Consider the following 23,455-nt stretch of genomic DNA (forward strand, 5'->3'; position numbering starts at 1 on the left):
CCCGTTGCCGTATGACACATAGGAAAGCCGCGGCGGTTTGGCAAATCGATTAGGCCGCGCGCGCGCCGGCGGGAAATCGCTCTCGACTTGGCGGAGGCACCTGCCTAAGGGCGCAAGCTCTGTGACCTCTTGCTAATCCGTCTGGACCCATGACCGAATTCACTATCATCCCGCTGGATCAGGTCGACGAAGCCTGGGTCGACGACCTTCTCGATCAGGTTTTCGGGGCGGACCGTGCCGGGCGCACCATCTATCGCGTGCGCGAAGGGCTTGAGCCGCTCCCCGCGCTCAGCTTTGCCGCGGTCGATGGCGACGGATATCTCGTCGGCACCATCCAGTGCTGGCCCGCTGCGCTGACCGATCCCGACGGCCTGGCCTATCCTATGATCCTGGTCGGCCCGGTCGGGGTCGCCCCCGATCATCAGGACCAAGGCATCGGCCGCGCATTGATGGCTGCCGTTTTCGGCGCGATGGGCGTGGGCGAAAAAATGCCGCTCGTACTGCTCGGCGATCCCGAATATTACGGCACCCGTTTCGGCTTCAGCGCAGAACGCACCGGCGGCTGGTCGCTGCCTGGCCCTTATGAACAGCACCGTCTGCTCGCGCTGGCACGGCCCGATTCGGTGATGCCCGCGCGCGGTGTGCTTGGCCCCTGGCGGCTCACCTGATCGGCCAATGCAGGCGCGAGGCTTTGCATCACGCGCCTGTCATGCTTATCTGGTCCAGCAATGCCATATGATCCTCCCCCCGAGATGCAGGACCTGTCGCTGGCCGAGATTGCCGGACTGGTCGCTGCGCGCAAGCTTCCCCCCGTCGAGCAATGGTCGCCCAAGGCCGAAAGCGAGAGCCATATGCGGATCGCCGCAGATGGTCGCTGGTACCACCAGGGCGGGCTGATCTCGCGGCCGGCAATGGTGCGAGTGTTCGCCAGCGTGCTGCGGCGCGAGGACGACGGGCGCTACGCACTTGTCACACCGTTCGACAAACAGTGGATCGAGGTCGAGGACGCGCCTCTGCTGGCGGTCGAGGTCAAGTCCGAAGGCAGCGGCGAACAGCGGCGGCTGGCGTTCCGGCTCAACACCGATGAGCTGGTGGTCTGCGGCCCCGACCGCCCGCTGGTGCTGCGCGGCAGCGTCGAGGAACCCCGCCCCTATCTGGGGCTGTGGCGTGGGCTGGAGGCGCGGATAGAGCGCCAGGCCTATTACGACCTGATCGAACTGGCGCTGGCCGACCAGCCCGAAGGGGCCAGCGAGGCCGCCGGTCTTCCGATATGGAGCGATGGCGCCTGCTTCCGGCTGGACCGGATTGCGCCGGAATGAGCCTGTTCGACAGGCTGGCAGGCGCGCTCGCGGCCAGTGCCGACAGCGGATTTTCAGGCGAGGACGAGCGGCATATCGATCCCGATGGCGGCACCCACACCCCGGCAGCGGTGCTGATCGCGGTGACCGATCGGCCCCAGCCTGGAGTCATCCTCACCCAGCGGCCAGATTATCTGCGCAGCCATCCTGGCCAGATCGCCTTTCCCGGCGGCAAGATCGACCCAGGCGACGAGAATGCCGTGGCGGCGGCGCTGCGCGAAGCGGACGAGGAACTGGGGCTAGCCGCGCATCATGTCCGGGTCATCGGCACAGCCGACATGTATCGCAGCGGCAGCGGCTTTGCCATTACCCCGGTGCTGGCAGTCATCCCGCCGGACTTGAGCTATACCCCCAATCCCGGGGAAGTTGCCGACTGGTTCGAGGTGCCCCTGGCCTTCGTGCTCGACCCTGCCAACCATGTTCACCTAACCACCCACTGGAAAGGCGCCGAGCGCCGCTATATCGAGATCATGTGGGGCCGCCGCCGCATCTGGGGCGTGACCGCGGGCATTATCGCAAATCTGTCGCGCCGGCTGGAAGGCGTGATGGCATGACCCGGATCAGTGCGGGCTGGACACAGCGCCCGGATCTCGCCGCGATGATGGCGGCGCTCGATCCGCTTGGCGACCAGTGCCGCTATGTCGGCGGCGCGGTGCGCGATGCGCTGCTGGATGTCGAGGCAGCCGATATCGACATCGCGACGCGGTTGTTGCCCGACGCGGTCATCGCCCGTCTGGAGGCGGCAGGCATCCGGGCGGTGCCGACCGGGATCGAGCATGGCACGGTAACGGCGGTGCTGCCGCAAGGGCCGGTCGAGATCACGACGCTGCGCCGCGACGTCACCACCGATGGCCGCCATGCCGAGGTCGCTTTTACCGACGACTGGCGCGAGGATGCAGCGCGGCGCGATTTCACCATCAACGCGCTGTTCGCTGATCCGCGGACGCTGGAGGTCACCGATTATTTCGGCGGCGAGGACGATCTGGCGGTCCGGCTGGTGCGTTTCATCGGCGATGCCGATGCCCGGATCCTCGAAGATCATCTGCGGATCCTGCGCTATTTTCGCTTTCATGCCCGGTTCGGCGGCGCGCCGGACGCTGCGGCAATCGCCGCCTGTGCCCACCACGCCGACCGGTTGAAGGCCCTTTCGCGCGAGCGGATTGCCCGAGAACTGCTGCTGCTGCTTGGCGGGGTATCGCCTGTCGACGCGGCTCGGCTGATGGAAGACGCCGGCATCTGGCGGGTGATCCTGCCCGAGATGGTGCCCGATGGGCTGGCGACGCTCGAATCGCTGCTGGCACGCGAAGCCCAGGTCGGGGCGGCAGCCGATCCCCTGCTGCGCCTCGCCGCCTTGCTGCCGATCGACCCTCAGATCGCCGAAACGGTTGCGGCGCGATTGCGGCTGTCCAAGGCACAGCGCGGGATCCTGTCGCGCTTTGCCACACCCTGGCCGCGCGACGGATCGCCTCGGCAGGTGGCAGCGAGCGTCCAGCCCGCCGACATCGTCGCTTCATGGCTGTTGCTGCGCGGACCGGATGATGCGCTGTCCGACGGATGGCAGAGCCTCACGGGCTGGAGCGTTCCCGATTTTCCGTTGGGCGGGCGCGATATCCTGGCGCTGGGAATCCATGCTGGCCCCGATGTCGCACGGGTGCTGGGCGAGACGCGGCGGCGCTGGATCGCCGAGGATTTTCCGGATGTTGCGCGGATCCGGGCCATCGCGACCGAGGTCGCAGGCCGGTGATCAGCCCATCCGGGTGATCATATAATCGTAGGCCTCATCGGCGGGAACGGGGCGCGAATAGAAATAGCCTTGACCGAACGAGCAGCCCAAAGCCGCCAGCGTCTGCGCGATTTCCAGCGTCTCGATGCCTTCGGCGGTGGTTTCCATTCCCAGCGCGCTCGCCAGCGACAGAATGGCGCGGACGATCGCGACCTTGTCGCGCTCCTTGAGCATATGCGTGACGAAGCTGCGGTCGATCTTGAGCACGTCGATCGGCAGTTGCTGCAGATAGGCGAGGTTGGAATAACCGGTCCCGAAATCGTCCATCGCCAGCGAGACGTTGAGCGCGCGCAGCGCGCTCATCACCTTGGCAGCGCGGGCAGGATCGCTGACGACGACCGATTCGGTCAGCTCGAGGCACAGCCGCTCGGGGCGGGTCTTGTTGGCGCGCAAGATGCTGGCCACCATGTTGGGAATATCGTCGCGCGCGAACTGGGCGGCGGACACGTTGACGCTGACCTTGATCGGCAGCACCTCGCCGGCCCGCGCGTCCCATTCGTTGAGCACCTTGCACGCCCGGTCGAGCGCCCAGCGACCCAGCGGCACAATCAGCCCGCATTCCTCGGCCACGGGAATGAACTCGACCGGCGAGATCATGCCGTAATCGGGGTCCTTCCAGCGGGCGAGCGCCTCGAACCCGGTGACGAAGCCGTTGCTCATGTCGATCAGCGGCTGGAAATACAGCTCGAGCCGATCGAGCTCGATCGCCTTGCGCAGTTCGGTCTCCAGCGTGAAGCGGCGGCGCGCTTTGTCGAGCTCCTCGGGAGTGTAGATTTCCGCCTGACGCGTTCGCTTGGCGCGCTTGAGCGCGATCTGCGACTGGCGGATGTAGTTGGCGCAATCGCTCAGACCCGGCTTGCTGAGCGCAATACCGATCGCGCCGTCGATCTGGATTTCCAGATCGGACAATCGATAGGGATTGACGAAGATGTCGCGGATACGGGTGATGATCCGCGACAGCTCGCGCTCGTTGGTCCCGCGCAGCGGCACGAACACCGCAAATTCGTCGCCGCCGATCCGCGCGATGACATCCGTCTTGCGCACCCGCCCCATCAGGCGGCGCGCCACGGTGATGATCAGCTCGTCGCCCACCACGCCGCCGGCGCATTCGTTGATCTGGCTGAACCGGGCGATATCGAGCGTGATGATGGCAAACCCGGGCGCGGCCGGCCGCCCATCCGTGCCCTGCTCCGCCAGGCGCGTCTCGACGATGTCTTCAAAGCCGGCACGGTTGGGAAGCCCGGTCAGGCTGTCGCGCATCGTTTCGCGGCGAAAGCTGTCATGGGTTTCGATCTCGCTGGTGCGATCGATCAGGCTGACAAGGAAATGCGGCCATTCAAGACCCGCCAACTCGATCCGCGCGGCGGTGACATCATAGCGCCGGGTCTTGACTGGATCGACCGAGGTCCACGGGCGGCGGGCTTTGCCGCTGTCATTGCGGCTGGCCACCGAAATCAGCTCGGCCAAGAGCTTGCGATCCAGTTCGCAAGCGTCCCCCGGCATCAACTGGCGCTCGATAAAGGCAGGGTTGGCCAGCACGACCAGAGGCACCTCATCCGCGCGAGTCACCACCGCTGCGGGGATGGGTAGCGGATCGAGCACGGCCGCAAAGCCAGGGTGTTGGCCAGACGCACCGCCCGATCGGGTGGGATCGGGCACCGACGAAGCGCGGACTTTGGGAGGCGGGGTGGGACTGGCCATATCCCCCGGGCGTAGCCGTGAAAATGTAAAATTAACTTAAACGTCTACAAAAAACCGTCAGAATTCTTTGGGATTTTTCTAGCCATCGAACCGGTTGTTGCGCGGGAAGCCGTTGGGCGGCAGCCGCCCCGCCGCGCCGCGCGCAACGCGCCACAGTCCCATGTCCTTTTCGGTGCGCGTGCGGCCACTGTCGCCACCCATCGTCCAGCTGAGGCCCTCTTCGAGACGGAAGGTCGTGGCATCGGAGAGTGAACCGTCGCGGTAGCGCTGAAGCTGCACCCCCTGCCCGCGCGCCATGACCGGCAGTTCGCTGATCGGGAACACGACCAGCTTGCGGTTCTCGCCCACCACCGCGACATGGTCGCAACTGGCGGGCACGATGCGGATCACGCTCAGCCGGACGCCTGCCTTCAGGTTGACCACCTGCCGCCCCTTGCGGGTCTCGGCGATAAGCTCGGCCATTTCGGCCAGGAAACCGCGGCCGTTGGAGGCGGCTAGCAGAAGCTTGCCCGTCGGATCATAAGGCATCACCGCGATGATCTGCGCCTCGTTTTCCATGTCGAGCATGTTGCGCACCGGCTCGCCAAAACCGCGCGCGCCGGGCAGATTCTGCGCGCCCAAGGTGTAGAAGCGGCCATTGTCGAGCGCGATCAGCAATTTGTCGGTCGATTGGGAATGGAAGGCGAAAGCCGGGCCATCGCCTTCCTTGAACTTGGTGATCTCGGGCACAGCCAGGTCGGCATGGCCCTTCATCGCCTTGATCCAGCCGCGCCGCGACAGGATCACCGTCACCGGCTCGCGCTCGATCATCGCCTCGAGCGGGATTTCGCGCGCAGGCGCCGCTTCGCGCAGATCGGTGCGACGGCGACCCAACACGGTGTTTTCGGAGTACAGCGCGCGCAGGGTCGCAAGATCCTTCTTCAGCCGCTTCTTCTGCAGCTTCGGATCGGCGAGCAGCTTTTCCAGCCCCTCGGCCTCCTTGACCAGCGCATCGTGTTCGCGCCTCAGTTCCATTTCCTCGAGCTTGCGCAACGAGCGCAGCCGCATGTTGAGGATCGCCTCGGCCTGCCGGTCGGTCAGTTCGAACTCCGCCATCATCACCGGCTTGGGCTCGTCCATGGTGCGGATGATCTCGATCACCCGGTCGAGGTTGAGATAGGCGATGATATAGCCGCGCAGCAGCTCCAGCCGCGCCGCGATCTTGTCGAGCCGGTGGCGGCTGCGGTTGGTGAGGATCAGGATCTGGTGCCGCAGCCAGGATTCGAGCAGCGGCTTGATCCCCATTACCCCGGGGGTGCGCGTTTCGTCGAGCACGTTGAGGTTGAGCGGGAAGCGGATTTCGAGATCGGTCAGCCTATACAGGCTGTCCTTGAGCACCTCGGGATCGACATTGCGGCTGCGGGGCTCGAGCACGATGCGGATCGTCTCGTCCGATTCGTCGCGAATATCGGCCAGGATCGGCAGCTTCTTGTCGGCGATCAAGGTCGCGATCTGCTCGATCAGCTTGCCCTTCTGCACCTGATAGGGAATTTCGCTGAGCACCAATTGCCAGGTGCCGCCAGGCAACTTCTCGATGCCATGCGGCTCCCAGTTCCCCTGGTCATCCTTGCCGGTCGAGTAGCGCGCGCGCAGCCGGAACGCCCCGCGCCCGGTGCGATAGGCCTGGGAAATCGTCTCGGCATTGTCGACCAGCAGACCGCCGGTGGCAAAATCGGGCCCGAGAAACACCTGCATGATCTGCTCATGCGTCGTTTCGGGATCATCGATCAGCATGTCCGCCGCGGCGATCACCTCGGCAACATTGTGCGAAGGGATCGATGTCGCCATCCCCACCGCAATCCCGCTGGCGCCATTGGCGAGCAGGTTGGGGAACAGGCCCGGGAAGATTTCGGGCTCTTCCTCCTCGCCGTTATAGGTCGGCTTGAAGGTGACGGTGCCCTCGTCGAGCCCGGCCATCAGCTCGATCGCGGTGCGGGTCAGCCGCGCTTCGGTATAGCGATAGGCCGCCGCGTTATCGCCATCGACATTGCCGAAATTGCCCTGGCCGTCGACCAGAGGATAACGCAGCACGAAATCCTGCGCGAGCCGCACCATCGCATCATAGACCGACGCATCGCCGTGCGGGTGGTATTTGCCGATCACATCGCCGACGACGCGCGCGCTTTTCTTGTAGCTGCTGGCCGGATCGAGCTTCAACTGCCGCATCGCCCAGAGCAGGCGGCGGTGGACGGGCTTCAGGCCATCGCGCAAGTCGGGCAGCGAGCGCGCGGTGATCGTCGAGAGCGCATAGACGAGATACCGCTCCGACAGCGCGCGGTCGAACGACGTGTTCTCGATTTCCGGAAGGTCGTCGCCAGACCCGGCGCTCGCGTCTTTAGCCATATCTCAGCCGCCTAGCAGCGCGGATGCGGCAAAGCGAGAGGGGGACCCGGGTTTTCTGGGGAAAAATGCGCGCTGGGCCGCCTTCAGCCAAACGTCCCGTGCCGCCCCTTGCCGCTGACAAAGCGGCCCGCGCCTTCGAGCGTTTCGCCGCTGGTGATCGTCGCGCGGCCCAGCCGGGCCTCGAGCGCGATGGCGTCGGCCTCATCCAGCGACCATTGCGCCAGCGCGCTCGCGCGGTCATTGCGCAGACAGGCTTGCGGAAAGGCTGCGATCTGCGTGGCCAGTTCGACCGCCAGTTCCAGCGCGCCGCCGTGCCGTGCGACGCGGTTGGCGAGCCCCATTTCCTGCGCCTCGGCAGCGCCGATCTCGCGGCCGGTGAGCAGCAGGTCCATCGCCCGCGACTGGCCGATCAGGCGCGGCAGCCGGATGGTGCCCATATCCACCAGAGGCACACCGAAGCGGCGACAGAACACGCCCATGCGCGCGGTTTCCGCCATCACCCGCATATCGCACCACAGCGCCAGCTCCATGCCGCCGGCCACGGCATAGCCCTCGATCGCGGCGATGACAGGCTTGCCCATCTGCATCCGCGTCGGACCCATCGGACCCATGCCAGCGTCGGTGACCGGCCTTTTGTCGCCCTCGCTGAGCGCCTTGAGGTCCGCGCCTGCACAGAAATGCCCGCCTGCGCCGTGCAGGATGGCGACATGGACGCTGTCATCGGCGTCGATCGCGGCAAAGGCATCGTGAAGCTGCTGCGCGGTCGCGGCATCGACTGCGTTGCGCCGGCTGGGACGGCTGATGGTGACAATCGCCACCGCCTGTTTGTGGTCGATCTTGACGTTCATATCCATGGCATGCCCCATCGGTTTGACTGCAATGATACCATGCAAGGTGTGCGATGCGGTAACCAGATTGTCCGATCAGACAGCACAATTGCACGGGGGGCGGCAAGCGGCTATAGGGGCGCTGAACTACGCCCCGGCACTGCGCGCTTTGGCCGCCGCACCGGGGCGTCATGCATTTTATCGGAGACCAGTGCCCATGACCCGCCGCCGCCAGATTTACGAAGGCAAGGCCAAGATCCTCTATGAAGGACCCGAGCCCGGCACGCTGATCCAGTACTTCAAGGACGATGCCACCGCGTTCAACGCCCAGAAAAAGGGCACGATCAACGGCAAGGGCGTGATCAACAACCGCATCAGCGAATATGTGTTCACGCGCCTCGCGCATATCGGCATCCCGACGCACTTCATCCGCCGCCTGAACATGCGCGAGCAGTTGATCCGCCAGGTCGAGATCGTGCCGATCGAAGTGATCGTGCGCAATGTCGCAGCGGGATCGATCTGCACCCGGCTGGGTCTGGAAGAAGGCCAGCCGCTGCCGCACACCCTGATCGAATATTGCTACAAGGACGATGCGCTGGGCGATCCGCTGGTCGCCGAAGAGCATATCGCCTGCTTCGGCTGGGCGACGCAGGAAGAGATGCAGGACATCTCGTCGATGGCGATCCGCATCAACGATTTCATGTGCGGCATGTTCGCCGCGATCGGCATCCGCCTGATCGACTTCAAGCTCGAATTCGGCCGCCAGTTCGATGGCGATTTCTCGCGCATCATCCTGGCCGACGAGATCAGCCCCGATGGCTGCCGTCTGTGGGACATCGAGACCGGCGAGAAGCTCGACAAGGACCGGTTCCGGCGTGATCTGGGCGGTGAAGTCGAAGCCTATCAGGAAGTTGCACGGCGTCTCGGGCTGCTCAACGAAGGCGGCGACAACGAGGTTCTCGACCTTGACAGCCACCGCCGCCGCAAGGGCAAATAAGCGCCGGACGGCGCCCTGACAGCTTTACGTTTCCGTCATCTTGCGTGGGCCTTGCGCCCATGCAACATTTTCCGCTCAAGCAAGCAACAAGCGGGCGGAGATGGATCGAGGCGAGAGGCTTTCATATCGAACGGGACGATCGCTGCTGGCCTGGCTGGCCGCTGCCGCTATCGCGCTGAGTCCGGCTACCGCGTTTGCCGATCCCGATACCCCGCCGCCGCCGTCTGCCAGACCCGAACAGGCTGACGCTGCCGTTTCGGCACTGCCGCGCGATGAAGCCGCGATCGCCGCCGCATGGGACTATGCTGCCAGCGACCTGACGCCGGATCCCGCGATCCGCTTTGGCGTTCTGCCCAACGGCATGCGCTACGCCATCCGCAAGAACGCAACACCCCCGGGCACCGCAGTCATGCGGATGCTGATCGGCGTCGGCTCCACCGCTGAGGCCGAGGATGAGCGCGGCCTTGCCCATTTCATCGAGCACATGGCGTTCAACGGCACCACCAACGTGCCCGAAGGCGAGATGGTGAAGATTCTCGAGCGGCTCGGGCTGGCATTCGGCGCGGACACCAACGCCTTCACCAGCTATGACCAGACCGGCTACACGCTCGATCTGCCCAACGTTCACGCTGAGACGATCGACACGGCCCTGTACCTGCTGCGCGAGACCGCGAGCGAGATCAGCTTCGATCCCCAGGCGATCGAGCGCGAACGCGGCGTGATCCTGTCCGAATTGCGCACTCGCGCCAACTATGCGCAGCGCAACCGCGAATCGCTGTTTGCATTTTCGGTGCCTGACACCCGGCTGGCGACCCGGTCGCCGATCGGTGACCGGCAGGTCATCGAAACCGCGCCAGCCGAGCGGTTCCGCAGCTTCTATGACCGCTATTACACCCCTGGCCGGACCACTCTGGTGATCGTGGGCGACATCGATGTCGCCGCAATCGAGGCCAAGATCATCGCCGGCTTTGGCAACTGGCAGGCCAAACAGGGCGAGGCACCCGATGTTCCTCTCGGCCAGATCGACGTCGCGCGGACCGATGAGGCCAATATCTTTGCGCACCCTGCGATCGACGAGGTGGCCACGGTGGTGCGCTTTTCGCCCTATGTCGAGGAACGCGACAGCCGGGCGGCCCGCCGTGCGAAGCTGACCCGGGCGATCGGCTACAACATTGTCGGCCGCAGGCTGGGGAGGATCGCACGACAGGAGAACGCTCCGTTCGTCGGCGCCTCGATCGGTCGGTCTGATGTCTACAAGATTGCCAACCAATCGGTGCTCAATGTCGCGACGCGCGATGGCGAGTGGCAGCGGGGTCTTGCCGCCGCCGAGCGGGAGGTCCGCGCGGCGCTTCGCTATGGTTTTACCGACTCGGAGCTTGCCGAGCAGCTGGCCAACTTTACCACCGGCTATGAAAATGCGGTGCTCGGCCAGGAAACTCGGGACAACGACCAGCTCGCGGACCAGATCCTGACGATGGCCAAGGATGGCATGATCGCCACGACCCCCGAAAGCCAGCTTGAGCGCTTCATCGCGCTGCGCGACAGCCTGACGACCAAGATGCTGCGCAAGGCGATCCGCGAAGACTTCGGCCCACTGGACAAACCGCTGATCCATCTGTCCACCAAGGTTGACCCCGCAGGCGGCGCTCGCGCGATCCGCACCGCCTTTGCCGACGCCCGCAAAGCCAGGGTCGACAGGCCCAAGGCGCGCGCTGCGCAGGCTTTTGCCTATCAAGATTTCGGCACGCCGGGCACGGTCGCGCAGGACAAGGCGATCGGGGATCTGGGCATCCGCACCATCCGCTTTGCCAACAACGTCCGGCTGAACCTCAAGAAAACCGATTTCGACAAGAATCGCGTGCTGGTCTCGCTGCGCATCGACGGCGGCGACCTGCTTGCCTCGCGCGACAATCCCGAAGCCACCAGCCTGATGAACATCTTCGTGCGCGGCGGCCTGGAGGCGCATAGCCTCGATGATCTCTATTCGATCTTCGCCGGTCGCGCGGTCGGGCTCAGCTTCGGGTCGGGCGAAGATTATCTGGGTGGCTATCTGGCAACCACGCCCGACGACCTGAAGCTGCAGATGCAGGTTCTCACGGCGTTCACCCGGCACCCGGGCTATCGCAGCGAGGCGGTCAACCAGTACCGCAGCTACCTCCCCAATTTCTACGCCCGGCTCAATGCCACGCCCGAAGCGGCGATCGGCAGCCATATCGGCGCGATCCTGTCGGACAACGATCCGCGCTTCTCGCTCGCCGACCGCGCAGTGTTCGAGAAACTGACCTTCGATGATCTCAGAGCCACGATCGATGACCGGTTGCAGCATGGCGCCATTGAAATCGGGCTGGTAGGTGATTTCGATGAAGACGAAGCAATCGCTGCGGTTGCTGCTACCTTCGGTGCGCTGCCCGAGCGCGAGGCGGAGTTCCGCGACTATGACGAAGCGCGCGCGCGCCGCTTTACCGACAACCGCAGTCCCCGCGTGCTGCACCACAAGGGCGAGGCCGATCAGGCCATCGTCGAATTCTATTGGCCGACCACCGATGATCGCGATTATCGCCAGGACGTGCGGTTGCGGCTGCTTGCCGGGCTGCTGCAGATCAAGGTGACCGACGAGCTGCGCGAAAAGCTCGGCGCAAGCTATTCGCCGGTGGCGCGCTCGTTCACCTCGTCGATCTACCCCGGCTATGGCTATATCCAGATCAGCACCAACGTGGCTTCGGCCGATGTCGAGCGCGTGGCCGATGCCATACGGCAGATCGCAGCAGAGCTTTCCGCACCTGTACCCGTGGCGGGTGCCGCTGCCCCGCCCTCGCCGATCGCGGCCGACGAGCTCGCGCGCGCGCGCACGCCGATCCTGGAAACGATTGCCAATTCGGTGAAGGACAACACGGCATGGCTGGGCATCGTCGATGCCGCGCAAACCAAGCCCGCCAAGCTGGACAGGTTCCGCAGCGGCGGCACCGCTTTCGGCACGGTGAGCGCGGACGATCTGCTTGATCTGGCGCGGACCTATCTTCCCCCCGAGCGGGCGGTGCTCGTGCAGTCGCTTTATGACGAGAAAGCGGACCCGGGACAGCTGGCGTCAGCCCCCGCCCCGATCACCACCCATTCGGCGCCGCGCTGACCCGTGCTTGGGTCAGCCGCGCGTGCGATAGCCGCTGATGATGCCGAAGATGAAGGCCATGAACAGTGCCAGCTGGACATGGCCCTCGGGGTCGTTCCAGCCGACCAGCTCGTGGCCGAAGCCAAAAAGTCCGACGAACATTGCAAGAGCGAGTCCAGCCATACTTCCCCCATTTCAAGGGAACATTACACCCGGCGGCTTTCAAGACCGTTATTAACATCGGTTAACAACAACGCACCGGACGCCGCTGATCCAGGGTTAATGCGCCGAGCCCCCTTGCCCCTTTGCCGCCGCACGGTATAGGGCAGGCCATTCATTCTGCCAGGAGGACGCCGATGAAGGCCCGCATCCATGTGACCCTGAAAGACGGTGTGCTCGACCCGCAGGGCCGCGCCATCCACCATGCGCTGGAAGGGTTGGGCTTCGGCGGCGTGGAAGATGTCCGCGCCGGTCGGCTGATCGAGCTGACCCTGGCCGATGGCACCAGCGACGAGGATATCGATGCCATGTGCCGCAAGCTGCTGGCCAACATGGTGATCGAAAACTACCGCGTCGAGCTCGCCTGATGAAATCGGCGGTCATCACCTTCCCCGGCTCCAACTGCGACCGCGACCTGGCCGTCGGGATCGAGCGGGTCACCGGCCATGCGCCGATCCGTCTGTGGCATGGCGATCAGACGCTGCCCGAAGGTCTCGATCTGATCGCGGTTCCTGGCGGGTTTTCCTATGGCGACTATCTGCGTTCGGGCGCAATGGCGGCGCGGTCTCCGGTGGTGGGTGCGGTGGTCGAGGCGGCCGAGCGCGGTGTCGCCGTGCTGGGCATCTGCAACGGCTTCCAGATCCTGACCGAGGCAGGGCTGCTGCCCGGCGCGCTGATGCGCAATGCCGGCATCCGTTTCGTCTGCCGGACGGTCGGCCTGACAGTCGAGAACGCCTCCAGCCGCTTCACCGCGCTGTACCAGCCCGGCGAGACGATCCACATCCCCGTCGCACACCATGACGGCAACTATTTTGCCGACGACGCGACGCTGGACCGAATCGAAGGCGAAGGCCAGGTCGCGTTCCGCTATGCCGAACCGGTCAACGGGTCGGCGCGCGACATCGCCGGTGTGCTGAACGCCAAGGGCAATGTGCTGGGCATGATGCCGCACCCGGAGCGGATGGTCGAACCGCAGCATGGCGGAACCGACGGGGCGCGGCTGTTCGAGGCACTGGCACAATCGGTGCTGGAGCGCGCCTGACGCTGGCGGCTATGGTCTATCCGAACACCGCGGCGCGGTGATCGCCGAACATCTCGGCGACATCCTCTGCCGCCATCGGCCGTCCGTAGTAATAGCCCTGGATTTTCTTGCATCCCAGATCGCGGATGACCCGGACCTCGTTCTCGGTCTCGGCGCCCTCGGCGGTCGTGGCCATGCCTAGACTGTCCGCCATCGCGACCACGGCGCGGATGATCGCGATGCTTTCGGGCAGTCCGCGCGCCGCGCCTTGAACGAAGCTGCGGTCCACCTTGATCGTGGTGAAACGGGTCTTGCTGAGATAGCCCAGCGCCGAATAGCCGGTGCCGAAATCGTCCAGCGACAGGCCGACGCCCAGCGCCAGGATGCGATCCAGGGTTTCGCCGGCGCGCGATCCTTCGCGCAAGAACACGCTTTCGGTAACCTCGAGCTCGAGCCGCTGCGGTGCGAGCCCGGCTTCGGACAGCGCCTCGACCACAGTATCGACGAAATCGGCTTCATAGAGCTGTTCAGCAGACACATTGACCGCCACGCGCACGTCGGCAGGCCAGGACACCGCCTCGCGACAGGCGCGGTGCAGCACCCAGTTGCCGATCGGGACAACCAGCCGCGCGTCTTCCGCCAACGGGATGAAGCGGCCCGGCGAAACCTGCCCGAATTCCGGGTTGTGCCAGCGCAGCAGGGCTTCGAAGCCGACCAGAGACTCACTCGCAGCGTCGACCACCGGCTGATAGGCGAGCGAAAACTCGTCCTTTTCCAGAGCCTTGCGCAGCGCCATTTCCATGGTCCGGCGTTCCTCGGCATGGCTGTGCAGCCTGGGCTCGTACTGGTTGTGGCGTCCACCCCCCTCGTCCTTCGACTGATACAGCGCCAGATCGGCGCTGCGCATCAGCGTCTCGACCGTGCGCCCATCGCGAAGGCCGTTGGCAGATCCCACGCTGGCACCGATGAACAAGGTGTGCTCGTCCACCTCATAAGGGCGCGACAGGACATCGATGATCCGTCCGGCCAGATCGGCAATCCGCTGGCCATCGCCGGTATCGCGCATCACGACCGCGAACTCGTCGCCGCCAAGACGTCCGCACATCTCGTCCTTGCCCATCAGCGAGCGCAGCCGCAGCGACACCTGTGCGAGCAGCCGGTCGCCGACGAGATGGCCAAGCGTATCGTTGACCGACTTGAACCGGTCGAGATCGATCATCAGGAAGCCGCATCGGATCTTCCATTGCTCGCATTCGCTGAGCGCCCGGTCGAGCGCTTCGGTGAGCTGCAACCGGTTGGGCAGGCCCGTCAGCGTGTCATAGCGTGCCAGCCGGGCGATCTTCTCGGCGCTTTCGCGGTTCTCGGTCACATCCGATCCGACACCGCGAAACCCGATAAAGGCGCCGCTGTCATCATAGCGCGGCGATGCGGACAGTTCCCACCAGAAGGTCTTCGTGTCCCCCAGAACCTTGACGATCAGATTGGAGAAGCTCTCGCGCCTGGTCAGCTTTCCCGACAGAACATGCAGACTGGGAGGCAGGTTGCCCCCTTCCCAAGACTTGCCTGCGATGAGCTGGGTGAGCGGCATGCCCTCGATTTCGTGGGGCTCGCGTCCGGCAGCAAAGGCAAAACGCGGGCTGGCCGCGACGATGCGCCGAGACGCGTCGATCTGCCACAGCCAGTCGGCATCGCCTTCCTCGAATTCGCGCAGCAACAGGCTGACGACCTCGGCCTTCTCGGCCAGCCCGACCTCAGAAAGCTTGAACAGCAGGAAGGCGCGCGCGTTTTCGAAGCCCGATAAGGCGAGAAGGATCGAGAAACAGACGATCGCGCCGATCGTCACCATGTTGCCGATCCGCGCAAAGGCGATGATCGATGCCACCATCAAGACAAGGTTGAACACGACCGCGCCCAGCGGCAGGGCGTTGAGCAGTAGGGTTCCCCCCACCACCAGGGCCGCCACGATGGTCCAGATGGTCACCAGTTCGATTGGCCCCGCCAGCGGAGCGAAACTCAGAATCGGAATGCACCAGACGAACGCAACCAGGCTGGTCGCTGCGACAAGCTGCAACACAAATCGGCGTGCGACATGGTCGTGGTTGACCATTCCGCTCTGCCGGTAGACGATTGTCGGAAAATAAAGGGCGCCGCCCAGCATCGCCATCCAGCCCGCGAGATGCCACAAAGGCACGACACCGGCGAAGAGCTGGCACACCATCAGGCCCAGCACCAGATTGGTCACCACCCGCAAGATCGCGTAGCGCGCAAGCCCGCTATACTGGATCGCGCGGAAGTGGTCCCAATCGGCATCCGCAGGGTCGGCCAGGCCAAGAATGGCCATCACGGGCAATTTACTAGCCGTGGACGGGTTATGTTTGGTGATGCTCACGCGCAGGGTTTAGCCAAACAAAGTTAGCGAAGCGTAACCACAGGCGACCCATCGCACGATGGGTTCGGTCATTATTGAATGGGATGTAACCGGAAAGTCCGGGTTTCCGCCTTGCCTGCGGCCGCGTGTTCACGCTCGCCGCAGGCTAAGGGGAATGATGGCCGTACCACCGACGTGTCGGCGGCCCCGATTTTTAGATTACGGCCAGCATGATGACGGCGCTGCTGACGAAAGCGGCGGCCAGATTGAATGCGATACGCATGACGAACTCCTGATAAGATGTTTTGGAATTGGCCGTGCAGACATCCTGTTTCCTGAGGCGGGAAATAGGTCATAACTGCTGTCATACAAGTGCAATTGTGTTCCATGCACTTGCATTCTTTGCATGTGAATTTGTCGATCGATTAGAGACAGTTGCCCCTATCTTACAGGGACTATTCCACCGTTACCGACTTGGCGAGATTGCGCGGCTGGTCGACATCGGTGCCCTTGGCGACGGCGACGTGATAGGCGAGCAGCTGCACCGGCACGGCATAGACGAGCGGCGCGATCAGCGGGTGCACGCGTGGCATCTCGATCGTCGCGAGACACCCCTCGCCCGCCTCTTCGAGCCCTGCGGCATCCGAGATCAGCACGACCTTGCCGCCGCGTGCGCGCACCTCCTGCATGTTGCTCACCGTCTTTTCGAACAGCGGACCCGACGGCGCGATGACGATGATCGGCACCGCCTCGTCGATCAGCGCGATCGGGCCGTGCTTCATCTCGCCGGCGGCATAGCCCTCGGCGTGGATATAGCTGATTTCCTTGAGCTTGAGTGCGCCCTCCAATGCCAGCGCGTAATCGGGTCCGCGGCCCAGATACAGCACGTCGCGCGCCTGCGCGATGGTGTGCGCCATCGCCTCGATGTCGGCGTCATGGCCCAAAGCCTCGTTGATCGCGGCGGGCGCCTCGATCAGATGGCGCACGATCTCGGCCTCTTCGGCCTCGCTGAGCCTGCCCTTGGCGCGCGCCAGATTGACCGCCAGCGCCGCCATCACCGCCAGCTGGCAGGTGAACGCCTTGGTCGAGGCGACGCCGATCTCGGGCCCGGCATGCGTCGGCAGCAGCAGGTCGACCTCGCGCGCCATCGAGCTGGTCGGCACGTTGATGATCCCTGCGGTGGTCACCCCGCCCGCCTTCATGTGGCGCAAGGCCGCCAGCGTATCGGCGGTCTCGCCCGATTGCGAGACGACCACGCCCAGCATGTTCGGCGCCAGCACCGGGTCGCGGTAGCGGTACTCCGACGCGACATCGACCTCGACCGGAACGCGGGCGAGCTGCTCGATCCAGTATTTGCCGATCATGCCCACATACGATGCCGTGCCGCAGGCGATGATCGTCACGCGGTCGATATCCGACAGCTCGAAGTCCATCTGCGGCAGCGCCACCTTCTGTTCGACCGAGCGGATGTAGCTTTGCAGTGTCTGCGCCACGACCACCGGCTGCTCGAAGATCTCCTTCTGCATGAAGTGGCGGTGGTTGCCCTTGTCGATCAGCGCGCCTGTGACCCCCGACAGCGTCACCTCGCGCTCCACCGGTGCGTTGTCGGCGTCATAGATCTGCGCGCCCTCGCGGGTCAGCACCACCCAGTCGCCCTCTTCGAGATAGGCGATGCGCTGGGTCAGCGGGGCGAGCGCGAGCGCGTCCGATCCGAGATAGGTCTCGCCGTCACCATAGCCCAGTACCAGCGGCGAGCCCAGCCGCGCGCCGATCAGCAGATCGGGATGCTGGCGAAACGCGATCGCGAGCGCAAACGCACCGCGCAATTGCGGCAGCACCGCTTTCACCGCGTCCTCGGGGCTGTCGCCCGCCTCGACCCGCTCGCTGAGCAGATGCGCAACGACTTCCGAATCGGTCTCGCTCTCGAAGGTGCGACCGCGCGCGATCAGCGCATCGCGCAGGGACTTGAAGTTCTCGATGATGCCGTTGTGCACCAAAGCGACCTCGCCGGTGGCATGCGGGTGCGCGTTCGACGTGGTCGGCGCGCCGTGCGTCGCCCAGCGGGTGTGCGCGATGCCGACATGGCCGGGCGCGGGGTCCTTGGCGAGCACATCGACCAGATTGCGCAATTTGCCCTCGGCGCGCCGGCGCACCAGCTGCCCCTCGTGCACGGTGCACACCCCCGCCGAATCATAGCCGCGGTATTCCATCCGCTTCAGGCCATCGACCAGATCGCCCACGACATCGCGACGGGCCAGAATTCCAACGATACCGCACATGCGCAGGGGGGCCTTTCAAAGCTGATAGGGAACGCGGATGCCCGGCATCTCTGCCGGAAAATCCTTGGTATTTCGTGTAATCAGGACGCGTCCGCGTATCTGGGCGGTGGCGAGGATGATGGCGTCCATGGCCCGGAGCTGCCCACGCTCGCGGCGGAGCGCAGCTGCGCGCCTGCCAATTTCAGCATCCACTTCATCAATACCGAATCCCGAAAGAAGCGTTTCGGCACGCCTCAGCGAATCCCCCTCGCCCTTGGACATGACCTCGATCCAGACCACGCGACTGATCCAAGCCCTGGCTCCAAAATCGGTGGCACGGTCGATTTCTGCTCTTGCCTGAATGTACCCAGCCAATGCATCGATGATGATATTTGAATCGAAACTGAAGCCGCTCACTTGGAATTTAGCTGCTTAGGTTCAGGATATTTGCCGGCCAGCATATCGAGGTGGATTTGGCGCTGACGGTCATCCTCGTCGTCAAACAGATCGGGAAACTCGGCTTTGACCTCTTCATAGTCGTCGTCCCAAGGCCGCGTCCATGATGCACGTTCACGTCTTTGCCACTCGACGGAGTCGCCAATATCGACGCGGTCGCGCCACGCGCCAAAACCGATATCGAGCCACTTCTTGTCCTGTGCCGAGGAAAACCCGACTTTATAATCCGCTACAGCCTCGCGCAAAACCTGCGCACGCGATTTGCCCTGCTCGGCAGCAAGCTGGTCGAGCCATTCGATGTCATCTTCAGGAAGGTCAGCGAGGATGCGGGGCATGGTGATATACTGATATCATATCATGATATCATGTCAATCCGAATGCCGCCTCACTTGCCCTCGCGCTTTCTCCTGCGCATCGCGTCGTGGAAGCGGTCGGCCCAGCCGGGCTTGACCAATTGTTCACCGCGAACGAGGCGCAACTCGCCATCGGCGACGTCGCGCGAGACCGCGCTGCCAGCAGCGACGATCGCATCGCGCCCGATCTTCACCGGAGCGATCAGCGAGCTGTTCGAGCCGATAAAGGCATTTTCGCCGATCACGGTCTGGTATTTGAAATAGCCGTCGTAATTGCAGGTAATCGTGCCCGCGCCAATATTCGCGTTGGCGCCGACGGTCGCGTCGCCGAGATAGGTCAGGTGGCTGGCCTTCGCGCCGGGGCCGAGCACCGCCTTCTTCATCTCGACGAAATTGCCGACCTTGGCGCCTTCCTGCATCTGTGCACCGGGCCGCAGCCGCGCGAACGGGCCGACCGAACAGCCGCTGGCGATGGTCGCGCCTTCAAGATGGCTGAACGCGTGGATCACGACATCATCGGCGATGGTGACGCCGGGTCCGAAGACCACATTGGGCTCGATCACGACATCGCGGCCGATCACCGTGTCATGCGCGAACCATACCGTTTCGGGAGCGACCAGGCTCGCGCCATCGGCCATCACCTGCGCCCGGCGGCGGGCCTGCCAGATGCTTTCGGCTTCGGCGAGCTCGGCGCGGCTGTTGATGCCGATCAACTCGTCGGCGTCGGTCTCGACCACCACCGCGCGATCTCCATCGGCGATCGCCAGCATGACGATATCGGGAAGATAATATTCACCCGCCGCATTGTCGTTGCCGACACGTTCGAGCAGCGGCCACAGATCCGCCGTACGCACCGCGGTCACGCCCGAGTTGCACAGCCTCACGCTGCGTTCGTGGTCGCTTGCGTCCTTGAACTCCACCATCTTGGCGATGGTCCCCGATTCATCCGCGATGATCCGGCCATAGGCCTTGGCATCATCGGGGGTGAATCCCAGCACCGCAACGCGCGGTGCGTCGGGCGCGGAAAGGCGTTCGGTCAGGCGGCGGATGGTATCTGGCTTGAGAAAGGGCGTATCGCCGAAGCAGACGATCGCGGTGCCGTCGAAATCGGCGAGCGCGGCCTTGGCCTGCAGCGCGGCATGCGCGGTGCCCAGTTGCTCGGCCTGATGCGCGATCGCAACGCCGCGCGGTGCAACCGATGCCTCCACCTGCTCGCGCCGTGCTCCCACAACGACGACCTGGCGCGCGGCCCCCGCCGCCGTCAGGCTTTCCAGCAGGTGATGCAGCATCGAAAGACCGGCAACAGGGTGAAGCACCTTGTGCAGATCGGACTTCATCCGTGTGCCCTGGCCTGCCGCCAAAATGATTGCGGTCAGCGCCTGCTCACCCATATTCAATGTTCTCCGCGTTTCCCAAAGCAGATCGCGCAAAGTCTTGCCACGAACCGCTTGCATCTTCCACCTTTTTCGGGCGATGCAGGCCCCCATGACAGATTTTCCCTACCAAATCATTGGCTTTGATCTCGACGGCACATTGCTCGACACCAGCCCCGAGCTGACCGTTTCGGTCAACCACACGCTTTCGCTCGCAGGGCTGCCGACACTGACCCGGGACGAAGTCAAGCCGATGGTAGGCCTCGGCGCCAAGCACATGCTGCAGGTAGGTCTGGAGCGCGCGGGCAACACCGATCCGCAGGCGCTGCGCGACTATCTGCCGATCCTGCTCGACCATTATGGCGAGAATCTGGGCACCGGATCGCCGCCCTATCCAGGGCTGCTCGATGCGATGGCGCGGTTCGATGCGATGGGGGTCAAGATGACCATCGTTACCAACAAGTATGAAAGGTTCGCGGTGAAACTGCTGACCGAGGTCGGGCTGATCGACCGCTTCGCCTGCGTCATCGGCGGCGACACCATGGGCAAGGGCAAAGCCAAGCCCGACCGCGCGCCGATCGACGAGATGATCCGCCGCTGCGGGGGCGAGCCGGGGGTGACCCCGGCGGCGTTCATCGGCGACAGCATCTACGACGTGATGGCCGCGCACAATGCCGGCATTCCCTGTGTCGCGGTCAGCTTCGGCTTTCTGCATCAGCCGGTCGAGAGCCTGGGCGCGGACGCGATCATCGACCATTATGACGACTTCATTCCGACGCTGGAGCAACTGGTTTGCCAGTGACGATCCGCCGGTTCGATCTGCGCGATTTTGCCGGGGTCGAAGCGCTATGGAACGCCTGTTTCCCTGACGATCCGCCGCACAGTCGCGCGCAGGTTGCAATTCCCCAGAAGCTTGCGTTCCAGCCCGAGCTGTTCTGGGTCGCGATAGGCGGGGAGCGTGTGATCGGGAGTATCATGGCAGGCTATGATGGCCATCGCGGCTGGCTGTATTCGGTCGCGGTACTGCCCGGCGAGCAGGGCCATGGGCTGGGCGCCCGATTGGTGAGGACCGCCGAGGATGCGTTGCGCGCCTTGGGATGCACCAAAGTAAACCTGCAGGTGCGCGATACCAACAAGGCGGTCGCCGGGTTCTATGCCGGTCTGGGCTATGCCGAAGAGCCCCGCATCAGCATGGGCCGCTGGCTTCAGGACTAACCCCGGTGCCCCTTGCGCCACTTGGTCCACAGGTGCCGCGCCAGCATCGCAGGCGGCATCCGCAGCAGGTGCGAGCGGATGTAGAAACCCTGTCGGGTGAGCTTGCGAGTCTTTCGGCCCCAGCCATCGACCGCAGTGATCCGGCGCAGGAAAAGCGTGTCGCTCGTCGATACCCTGCTGTTCTCCGGCGAAAGCCCGAGTCCAGGGTCGGATTGCGCTGCATTCGCTCTGGACTCCGACTTTCGCCGGAAAACGATTGGGGTGCCGAACAACTGGGCCGATAGCCGCAACGCACGGCCCACGGCATCCGTCAGCCCATGCAGCTTCGCGCGCTCCGCCAGCGTTTCGGAAAACCCTTCCTCCTCGACGACAAACTGCCGCACCAGCCGGTCGATGTCCCACAGGTTGCGCATCCCGCCCGACAGGTCGCCATCGGCAATCAGGTGCGCGGCGGCATGGCAGATGATGTCGGCGGGGCTCAGCGCGTATAGCCCCGATGGCAGCGCGCGCGCATCTGCGATCAGCGCGGCGGCATCGGGGGTGGGCCCGGCAGTCAGCGGGAGGATCGTGTGGTGAACGTCGATCATCCGGTCACGCTCTGCATGGATCAGCGGCGGCAGTTCGTGCATCCATTCGCGATAATAGGCGTCATCATACGGATCGGGCTTGACCCACTCCCAGCCAGCCTCGAGCAGCAGCCCCTCGACCTGGTCGAGCCCGCCGCGATCCACCAATATGTCGAGATCGCCGATCGACCGACCCAACGCCGCGTCGTATCCGGCTGCGGCAAAGGCAGTGCCCTTGAGCAGCACCACCCGGCCGGGATATTCGGCGAGCGCCATCCGCGCGCACTCGGCCTCCCACAGCGCCTGGCGTTGCCCTGCGACGTTGGAATGGCGCACGTCGGCAAAGACACGGGCGACATCGGGGGGGATCGGGGCATCGGCCAGCACCTCGGCCAGCGTGCCGATCAGCGACAGCGCACGCGCGGCTGACAGCAGATGCGTCCAGCCGGTGGCATCCAGCGCGGCGACCGACCCCGGATCGGTAAGCGCGCGCGCGACCGACCAGCCATTGGTCATGCCGCGGCTGCCCTCGCCCCGGTCTTGGCGCCCTGCTCCGACCAGAGTCGCTCGACCATCTCGACGCCCTCCTCGCCATCGGCATAATCGATCGCACACGCTGACATCGCGCGGACAAAGCCGGTGAGCGCATCGAACCCGCGTTCGCCCAGCGCGACATAATTGGTCGAGGCCTGGGTCAACCGGACGAAGCTCTCCGCCTCATCGACCCGCCGGACTGCGCGCGGGTATCCAAAGCGCGGGAACAGCAGCAAAGCGGGCCGGGTTTCGCGCGCCATCAGCTGGACCGCCTCGGTGCGCGGGCGCAGGTGCCGGATCGTGCCCTTGGGGGTATCGCGCATCACCGGACCGAAGCGGGTGTCGTCGTCGACCTCGCGCTCCATGGCCGAAATCGCGGTGTTCTTGAGGCTGACCGGGCGCGGAAACGGCACGATCATCCCGGTATCGGGATCGAGCAGCACGAACTCGTCGCCCAGAAAGCGCCAGCCGCGTTCCCCGAGCAGTGCCGACAGGGTGGACTTGCCCGCGCCCGACACCCCGGTCATGATAACGGCGCGGCCATTGCGCGACACCGCGCTCGCGTGCAGCAGCAGATGCCGCCGCCAGCCCAAGGCCATCTGCAGGTTCATTGCCATTTCGGCCGCGAGCAGCCCCTGCTCCAGCGGCAAGGGCACCGCATCGGGCAAGGTGAAATCCCCCGCGATCGCAACCTGCGGCCTGACGACCCGGCGCAAGGCCGAGGTCGCCTGCAGCCGCACGGTGAAATCGGGAACACCCTCGTCGAGCGGGTAATCGCTGTAGAGCTGGCGCAGCTGATCGATCGGCGCACGCCAGTCACTGCCGATACGGAATCGGGCCGGTCCAACAGTGATAAAACAGGAGTGGCGCATGGCTTTGCGCCTTACAGCGCGCAGAGGCCGGGACAAAATGGAAACAGAAGGCTACGCCCCAAGCTG

Annotated in this window: 22 protein-coding genes; 10 read left to right on the forward strand and 12 right to left on the reverse strand. The window is 64.5% G+C overall.

The window, feature by feature from the left end; translation table 11 throughout:
* The first annotated feature begins 149 nt into the window (after positions 1 to 149).
* From QUV11_RS08535 to QUV11_RS08550, 4 genes are read left to right on the forward strand one after another with little or no spacing between them, the layout of a single operon-like run.
* Positions 150 to 668 carry a GNAT family N-acetyltransferase gene (locus QUV11_RS08535; RefSeq protein WP_300881619.1) on the forward strand — a complete coding sequence of 173 codons (519 nt, stop codon included), beginning with the start codon at positions 150 to 152 and terminating at the stop codon, positions 666 to 668.
* 60 nt (positions 669 to 728) lie between these two features.
* Positions 729 to 1,319 carry a DUF1285 domain-containing protein gene (locus tag QUV11_RS08540; protein ID WP_300881621.1) on the forward strand — a complete coding sequence of 197 codons (591 nt, stop codon included), beginning with the start codon at positions 729 to 731 and terminating at the stop codon, positions 1,317 to 1,319.
* The gene (locus tag QUV11_RS08545; protein WP_300881622.1) at positions 1,316 to 1,912 is read left to right on the forward strand and encodes a CoA pyrophosphatase; all 597 of its coding nucleotides are present in this window, start codon (positions 1,316 to 1,318) and stop codon (positions 1,910 to 1,912) included. Before QUV11_RS08540 ends, QUV11_RS08545 begins: the two co-directional genes overlap by 4 nt.
* Complete coding sequence (locus QUV11_RS08550; RefSeq protein ID WP_300881624.1) at positions 1,909 to 3,102, forward strand: CCA tRNA nucleotidyltransferase; 1,194 nt, start codon at positions 1,909 to 1,911, stop codon at positions 3,100 to 3,102. Before QUV11_RS08545 ends, QUV11_RS08550 begins: the two co-directional genes overlap by 4 nt.
* Here QUV11_RS08550 and QUV11_RS08555 read toward each other — a convergent pair whose 3' ends face one another.
* From QUV11_RS08555 to QUV11_RS08565, 3 genes are all read right to left on the reverse strand, one after another.
* Positions 3,103 to 4,842: a bifunctional diguanylate cyclase/phosphodiesterase gene (locus tag QUV11_RS08555; protein WP_300881626.1), complete on the reverse strand. Its 1,740-nt coding sequence runs from the start codon at positions 4,840 to 4,842 to the stop codon at positions 3,103 to 3,105. It abuts the gene before it with no gap.
* A 78-nt stretch (positions 4,843 to 4,920) separates the two neighbouring features.
* Positions 4,921 to 7,224 (reverse strand): DNA topoisomerase IV subunit A, encoded by a 2,304-nt coding sequence (parC, locus tag QUV11_RS08560; RefSeq protein WP_300881628.1) that lies wholly within the window; start codon positions 7,222 to 7,224, stop codon positions 4,921 to 4,923.
* Between the two features lie 83 nt (positions 7,225 to 7,307).
* A complete protein-coding gene (locus QUV11_RS08565) occupies positions 7,308 to 8,078 on the reverse strand; it encodes a crotonase/enoyl-CoA hydratase family protein (RefSeq protein WP_300881630.1) in 771 nt (256 codons plus the stop codon).
* 190 nt (positions 8,079 to 8,268) lie between these two features.
* Between QUV11_RS08565 and purC the strand changes: the two genes are divergently transcribed.
* Positions 8,269 to 9,048 (forward strand): phosphoribosylaminoimidazolesuccinocarboxamide synthase, encoded by a 780-nt coding sequence (gene purC, locus QUV11_RS08570; RefSeq protein ID WP_300881632.1) that lies wholly within the window; start codon positions 8,269 to 8,271, stop codon positions 9,046 to 9,048.
* Between the two features lie 100 nt (positions 9,049 to 9,148).
* Positions 9,149 to 12,175, forward strand: coding sequence for a pitrilysin family protein (locus tag QUV11_RS08575; RefSeq protein WP_300881634.1), 3,027 nt, complete (start codon positions 9,149 to 9,151; stop codon positions 12,173 to 12,175).
* Between the two features lie 12 nt (positions 12,176 to 12,187).
* Here QUV11_RS08575 and QUV11_RS08580 read toward each other — a convergent pair whose 3' ends face one another.
* Positions 12,188 to 12,337: a hypothetical protein gene (locus QUV11_RS08580; RefSeq protein ID WP_300881636.1), complete on the reverse strand. Its 150-nt coding sequence runs from the start codon at positions 12,335 to 12,337 to the stop codon at positions 12,188 to 12,190.
* A 173-nt stretch (positions 12,338 to 12,510) separates the two neighbouring features.
* Between QUV11_RS08580 and purS the strand changes: the two genes are divergently transcribed.
* Positions 12,511 to 12,741: a phosphoribosylformylglycinamidine synthase subunit PurS gene (gene purS / locus QUV11_RS08585; protein WP_300881638.1), complete on the forward strand. Its 231-nt coding sequence runs from the start codon at positions 12,511 to 12,513 to the stop codon at positions 12,739 to 12,741.
* A complete protein-coding gene (purQ, locus tag QUV11_RS08590; protein WP_300881640.1) occupies positions 12,741 to 13,415 on the forward strand; it encodes a phosphoribosylformylglycinamidine synthase subunit PurQ in 675 nt (224 codons plus the stop codon). Before purS ends, purQ begins: the two co-directional genes overlap by 1 nt.
* 16 nt (positions 13,416 to 13,431) lie before the next feature.
* Here purQ and QUV11_RS08595 read toward each other — a convergent pair whose 3' ends face one another.
* The 6 genes from QUV11_RS08595 to glmU form a co-directional block, all read right to left on the reverse strand.
* A complete protein-coding gene (locus tag QUV11_RS08595; protein ID WP_300881645.1) occupies positions 13,432 to 15,735 on the reverse strand; it encodes an EAL domain-containing protein in 2,304 nt (767 codons plus the stop codon).
* Positions 15,736 to 15,854: 119 nt separating this feature from the next.
* Complete coding sequence (locus QUV11_RS08600) at positions 15,855 to 16,118, reverse strand: hypothetical protein (protein WP_300881647.1); 264 nt, start codon at positions 16,116 to 16,118, stop codon at positions 15,855 to 15,857.
* Positions 16,119 to 16,217: 99 nt separating this feature from the next.
* Positions 16,218 to 18,041 (reverse strand): glutamine--fructose-6-phosphate transaminase (isomerizing), encoded by a 1,824-nt coding sequence (gene glmS, locus QUV11_RS08605; RefSeq protein WP_300881649.1) that lies wholly within the window; start codon positions 18,039 to 18,041, stop codon positions 16,218 to 16,220.
* A 15-nt stretch (positions 18,042 to 18,056) separates the two neighbouring features.
* Positions 18,057 to 18,437, reverse strand: coding sequence for a PIN domain-containing protein (locus QUV11_RS08610; protein ID WP_300881651.1), 381 nt, complete (start codon positions 18,435 to 18,437; stop codon positions 18,057 to 18,059).
* Positions 18,434 to 18,811 (reverse strand): ribbon-helix-helix domain-containing protein, encoded by a 378-nt coding sequence (locus QUV11_RS08615; RefSeq protein WP_300881654.1) that lies wholly within the window; start codon positions 18,809 to 18,811, stop codon positions 18,434 to 18,436. Before QUV11_RS08615 ends, QUV11_RS08610 begins: the two co-directional genes overlap by 4 nt.
* A 50-nt stretch (positions 18,812 to 18,861) precedes the next feature.
* Positions 18,862 to 20,220 (reverse strand): bifunctional UDP-N-acetylglucosamine diphosphorylase/glucosamine-1-phosphate N-acetyltransferase GlmU, encoded by a 1,359-nt coding sequence (gene glmU / locus QUV11_RS08620; protein ID WP_300881656.1) that lies wholly within the window; start codon positions 20,218 to 20,220, stop codon positions 18,862 to 18,864.
* Between the two features lie 94 nt (positions 20,221 to 20,314).
* Between glmU and QUV11_RS08625 the strand changes: the two genes are divergently transcribed.
* Both QUV11_RS08625 and QUV11_RS08630 read left to right on the forward strand, forming a co-directional pair.
* On the forward strand, positions 20,315 to 21,004 hold the full coding sequence (locus QUV11_RS08625; protein ID WP_300881658.1) for an HAD hydrolase-like protein: 690 nt from the start codon (positions 20,315 to 20,317) through the stop codon (positions 21,002 to 21,004).
* Positions 21,001 to 21,417 (forward strand): GNAT family acetyltransferase, encoded by a 417-nt coding sequence (locus QUV11_RS08630; protein WP_300881718.1) that lies wholly within the window; start codon positions 21,001 to 21,003, stop codon positions 21,415 to 21,417. Before QUV11_RS08625 ends, QUV11_RS08630 begins: the two co-directional genes overlap by 4 nt.
* Here QUV11_RS08630 and QUV11_RS08635 read toward each other — a convergent pair.
* On the reverse strand, positions 21,414 to 22,499 hold the full coding sequence (locus QUV11_RS08635) for a nucleotidyltransferase family protein (protein ID WP_300881660.1): 1,086 nt from the start codon (positions 22,497 to 22,499) through the stop codon (positions 21,414 to 21,416). The two genes, QUV11_RS08630 and QUV11_RS08635, sit on opposite strands and share 4 nt — an antisense overlap.
* Positions 22,496 to 23,389, reverse strand: coding sequence for an HprK-related kinase A (locus QUV11_RS08640; protein ID WP_300881662.1), 894 nt, complete (start codon positions 23,387 to 23,389; stop codon positions 22,496 to 22,498). Before QUV11_RS08640 ends, QUV11_RS08635 begins: the two co-directional genes overlap by 4 nt.
* Positions 23,390 to 23,455 lie beyond the last annotated feature (66 nt).

Source organism: Blastomonas sp., from assembly GCF_030373265.1.
GTDB lineage: Bacteria > Pseudomonadota > Alphaproteobacteria > Sphingomonadales > Sphingomonadaceae > Blastomonas.

Coding starts and splice junctions, on each gene's coding strand:
- QUV11_RS08615 (WP_300881654.1), bottom strand. CDS start 18,811: ATGCCCCGCATCCTCGCTGACCTTCCTGAAGATGACATCGAATGGCTC.
- QUV11_RS08580 (WP_300881636.1), bottom strand. CDS start 12,337: ATGGCTGGACTCGCTCTTGCAATGTTCGTCGGACTTTTTGGCTTCGGC.
- QUV11_RS08640 (WP_300881662.1), bottom strand. CDS start 23,389: ATGCGCCACTCCTGTTTTATCACTGTTGGACCGGCCCGATTCCGTATC.
- QUV11_RS08600 (WP_300881647.1), bottom strand. CDS start 16,118: ATGACCTATTTCCCGCCTCAGGAAACAGGATGTCTGCACGGCCAATTC.
- purS (WP_300881638.1), top strand. CDS start 12,511: ATGAAGGCCCGCATCCATGTGACCCTGAAAGACGGTGTGCTCGACCCG.
- QUV11_RS08550 (WP_300881624.1), top strand. CDS start 1,909: ATGACCCGGATCAGTGCGGGCTGGACACAGCGCCCGGATCTCGCCGCG.
- glmS (WP_300881649.1), bottom strand. CDS start 18,041: ATGTGCGGTATCGTTGGAATTCTGGCCCGTCGCGATGTCGTGGGCGAT.
- QUV11_RS08545 (WP_300881622.1), top strand. CDS start 1,316: ATGAGCCTGTTCGACAGGCTGGCAGGCGCGCTCGCGGCCAGTGCCGAC.
- QUV11_RS08625 (WP_300881658.1), top strand. CDS start 20,315: ATGACAGATTTTCCCTACCAAATCATTGGCTTTGATCTCGACGGCACA.
- parC (WP_300881628.1), bottom strand. CDS start 7,224: ATGGCTAAAGACGCGAGCGCCGGGTCTGGCGACGACCTTCCGGAAATC.
- QUV11_RS08535 (WP_300881619.1), top strand. CDS start 150: ATGACCGAATTCACTATCATCCCGCTGGATCAGGTCGACGAAGCCTGG.
- QUV11_RS08540 (WP_300881621.1), top strand. CDS start 729: ATGCCATATGATCCTCCCCCCGAGATGCAGGACCTGTCGCTGGCCGAG.
- purC (WP_300881632.1), top strand. CDS start 8,269: ATGACCCGCCGCCGCCAGATTTACGAAGGCAAGGCCAAGATCCTCTAT.
- purQ (WP_300881640.1), top strand. CDS start 12,741: ATGAAATCGGCGGTCATCACCTTCCCCGGCTCCAACTGCGACCGCGAC.
- QUV11_RS08565 (WP_300881630.1), bottom strand. CDS start 8,078: ATGGATATGAACGTCAAGATCGACCACAAACAGGCGGTGGCGATTGTC.
- QUV11_RS08555 (WP_300881626.1), bottom strand. CDS start 4,842: ATGGCCAGTCCCACCCCGCCTCCCAAAGTCCGCGCTTCGTCGGTGCCC.
- QUV11_RS08595 (WP_300881645.1), bottom strand. CDS start 15,735: ATGGCCATTCTTGGCCTGGCCGACCCTGCGGATGCCGATTGGGACCAC.
- QUV11_RS08635 (WP_300881660.1), bottom strand. CDS start 22,499: ATGACCAATGGCTGGTCGGTCGCGCGCGCGCTTACCGATCCGGGGTCG.
- QUV11_RS08575 (WP_300881634.1), top strand. CDS start 9,149: ATGGATCGAGGCGAGAGGCTTTCATATCGAACGGGACGATCGCTGCTG.
- glmU (WP_300881656.1), bottom strand. CDS start 20,220: ATGGGTGAGCAGGCGCTGACCGCAATCATTTTGGCGGCAGGCCAGGGC.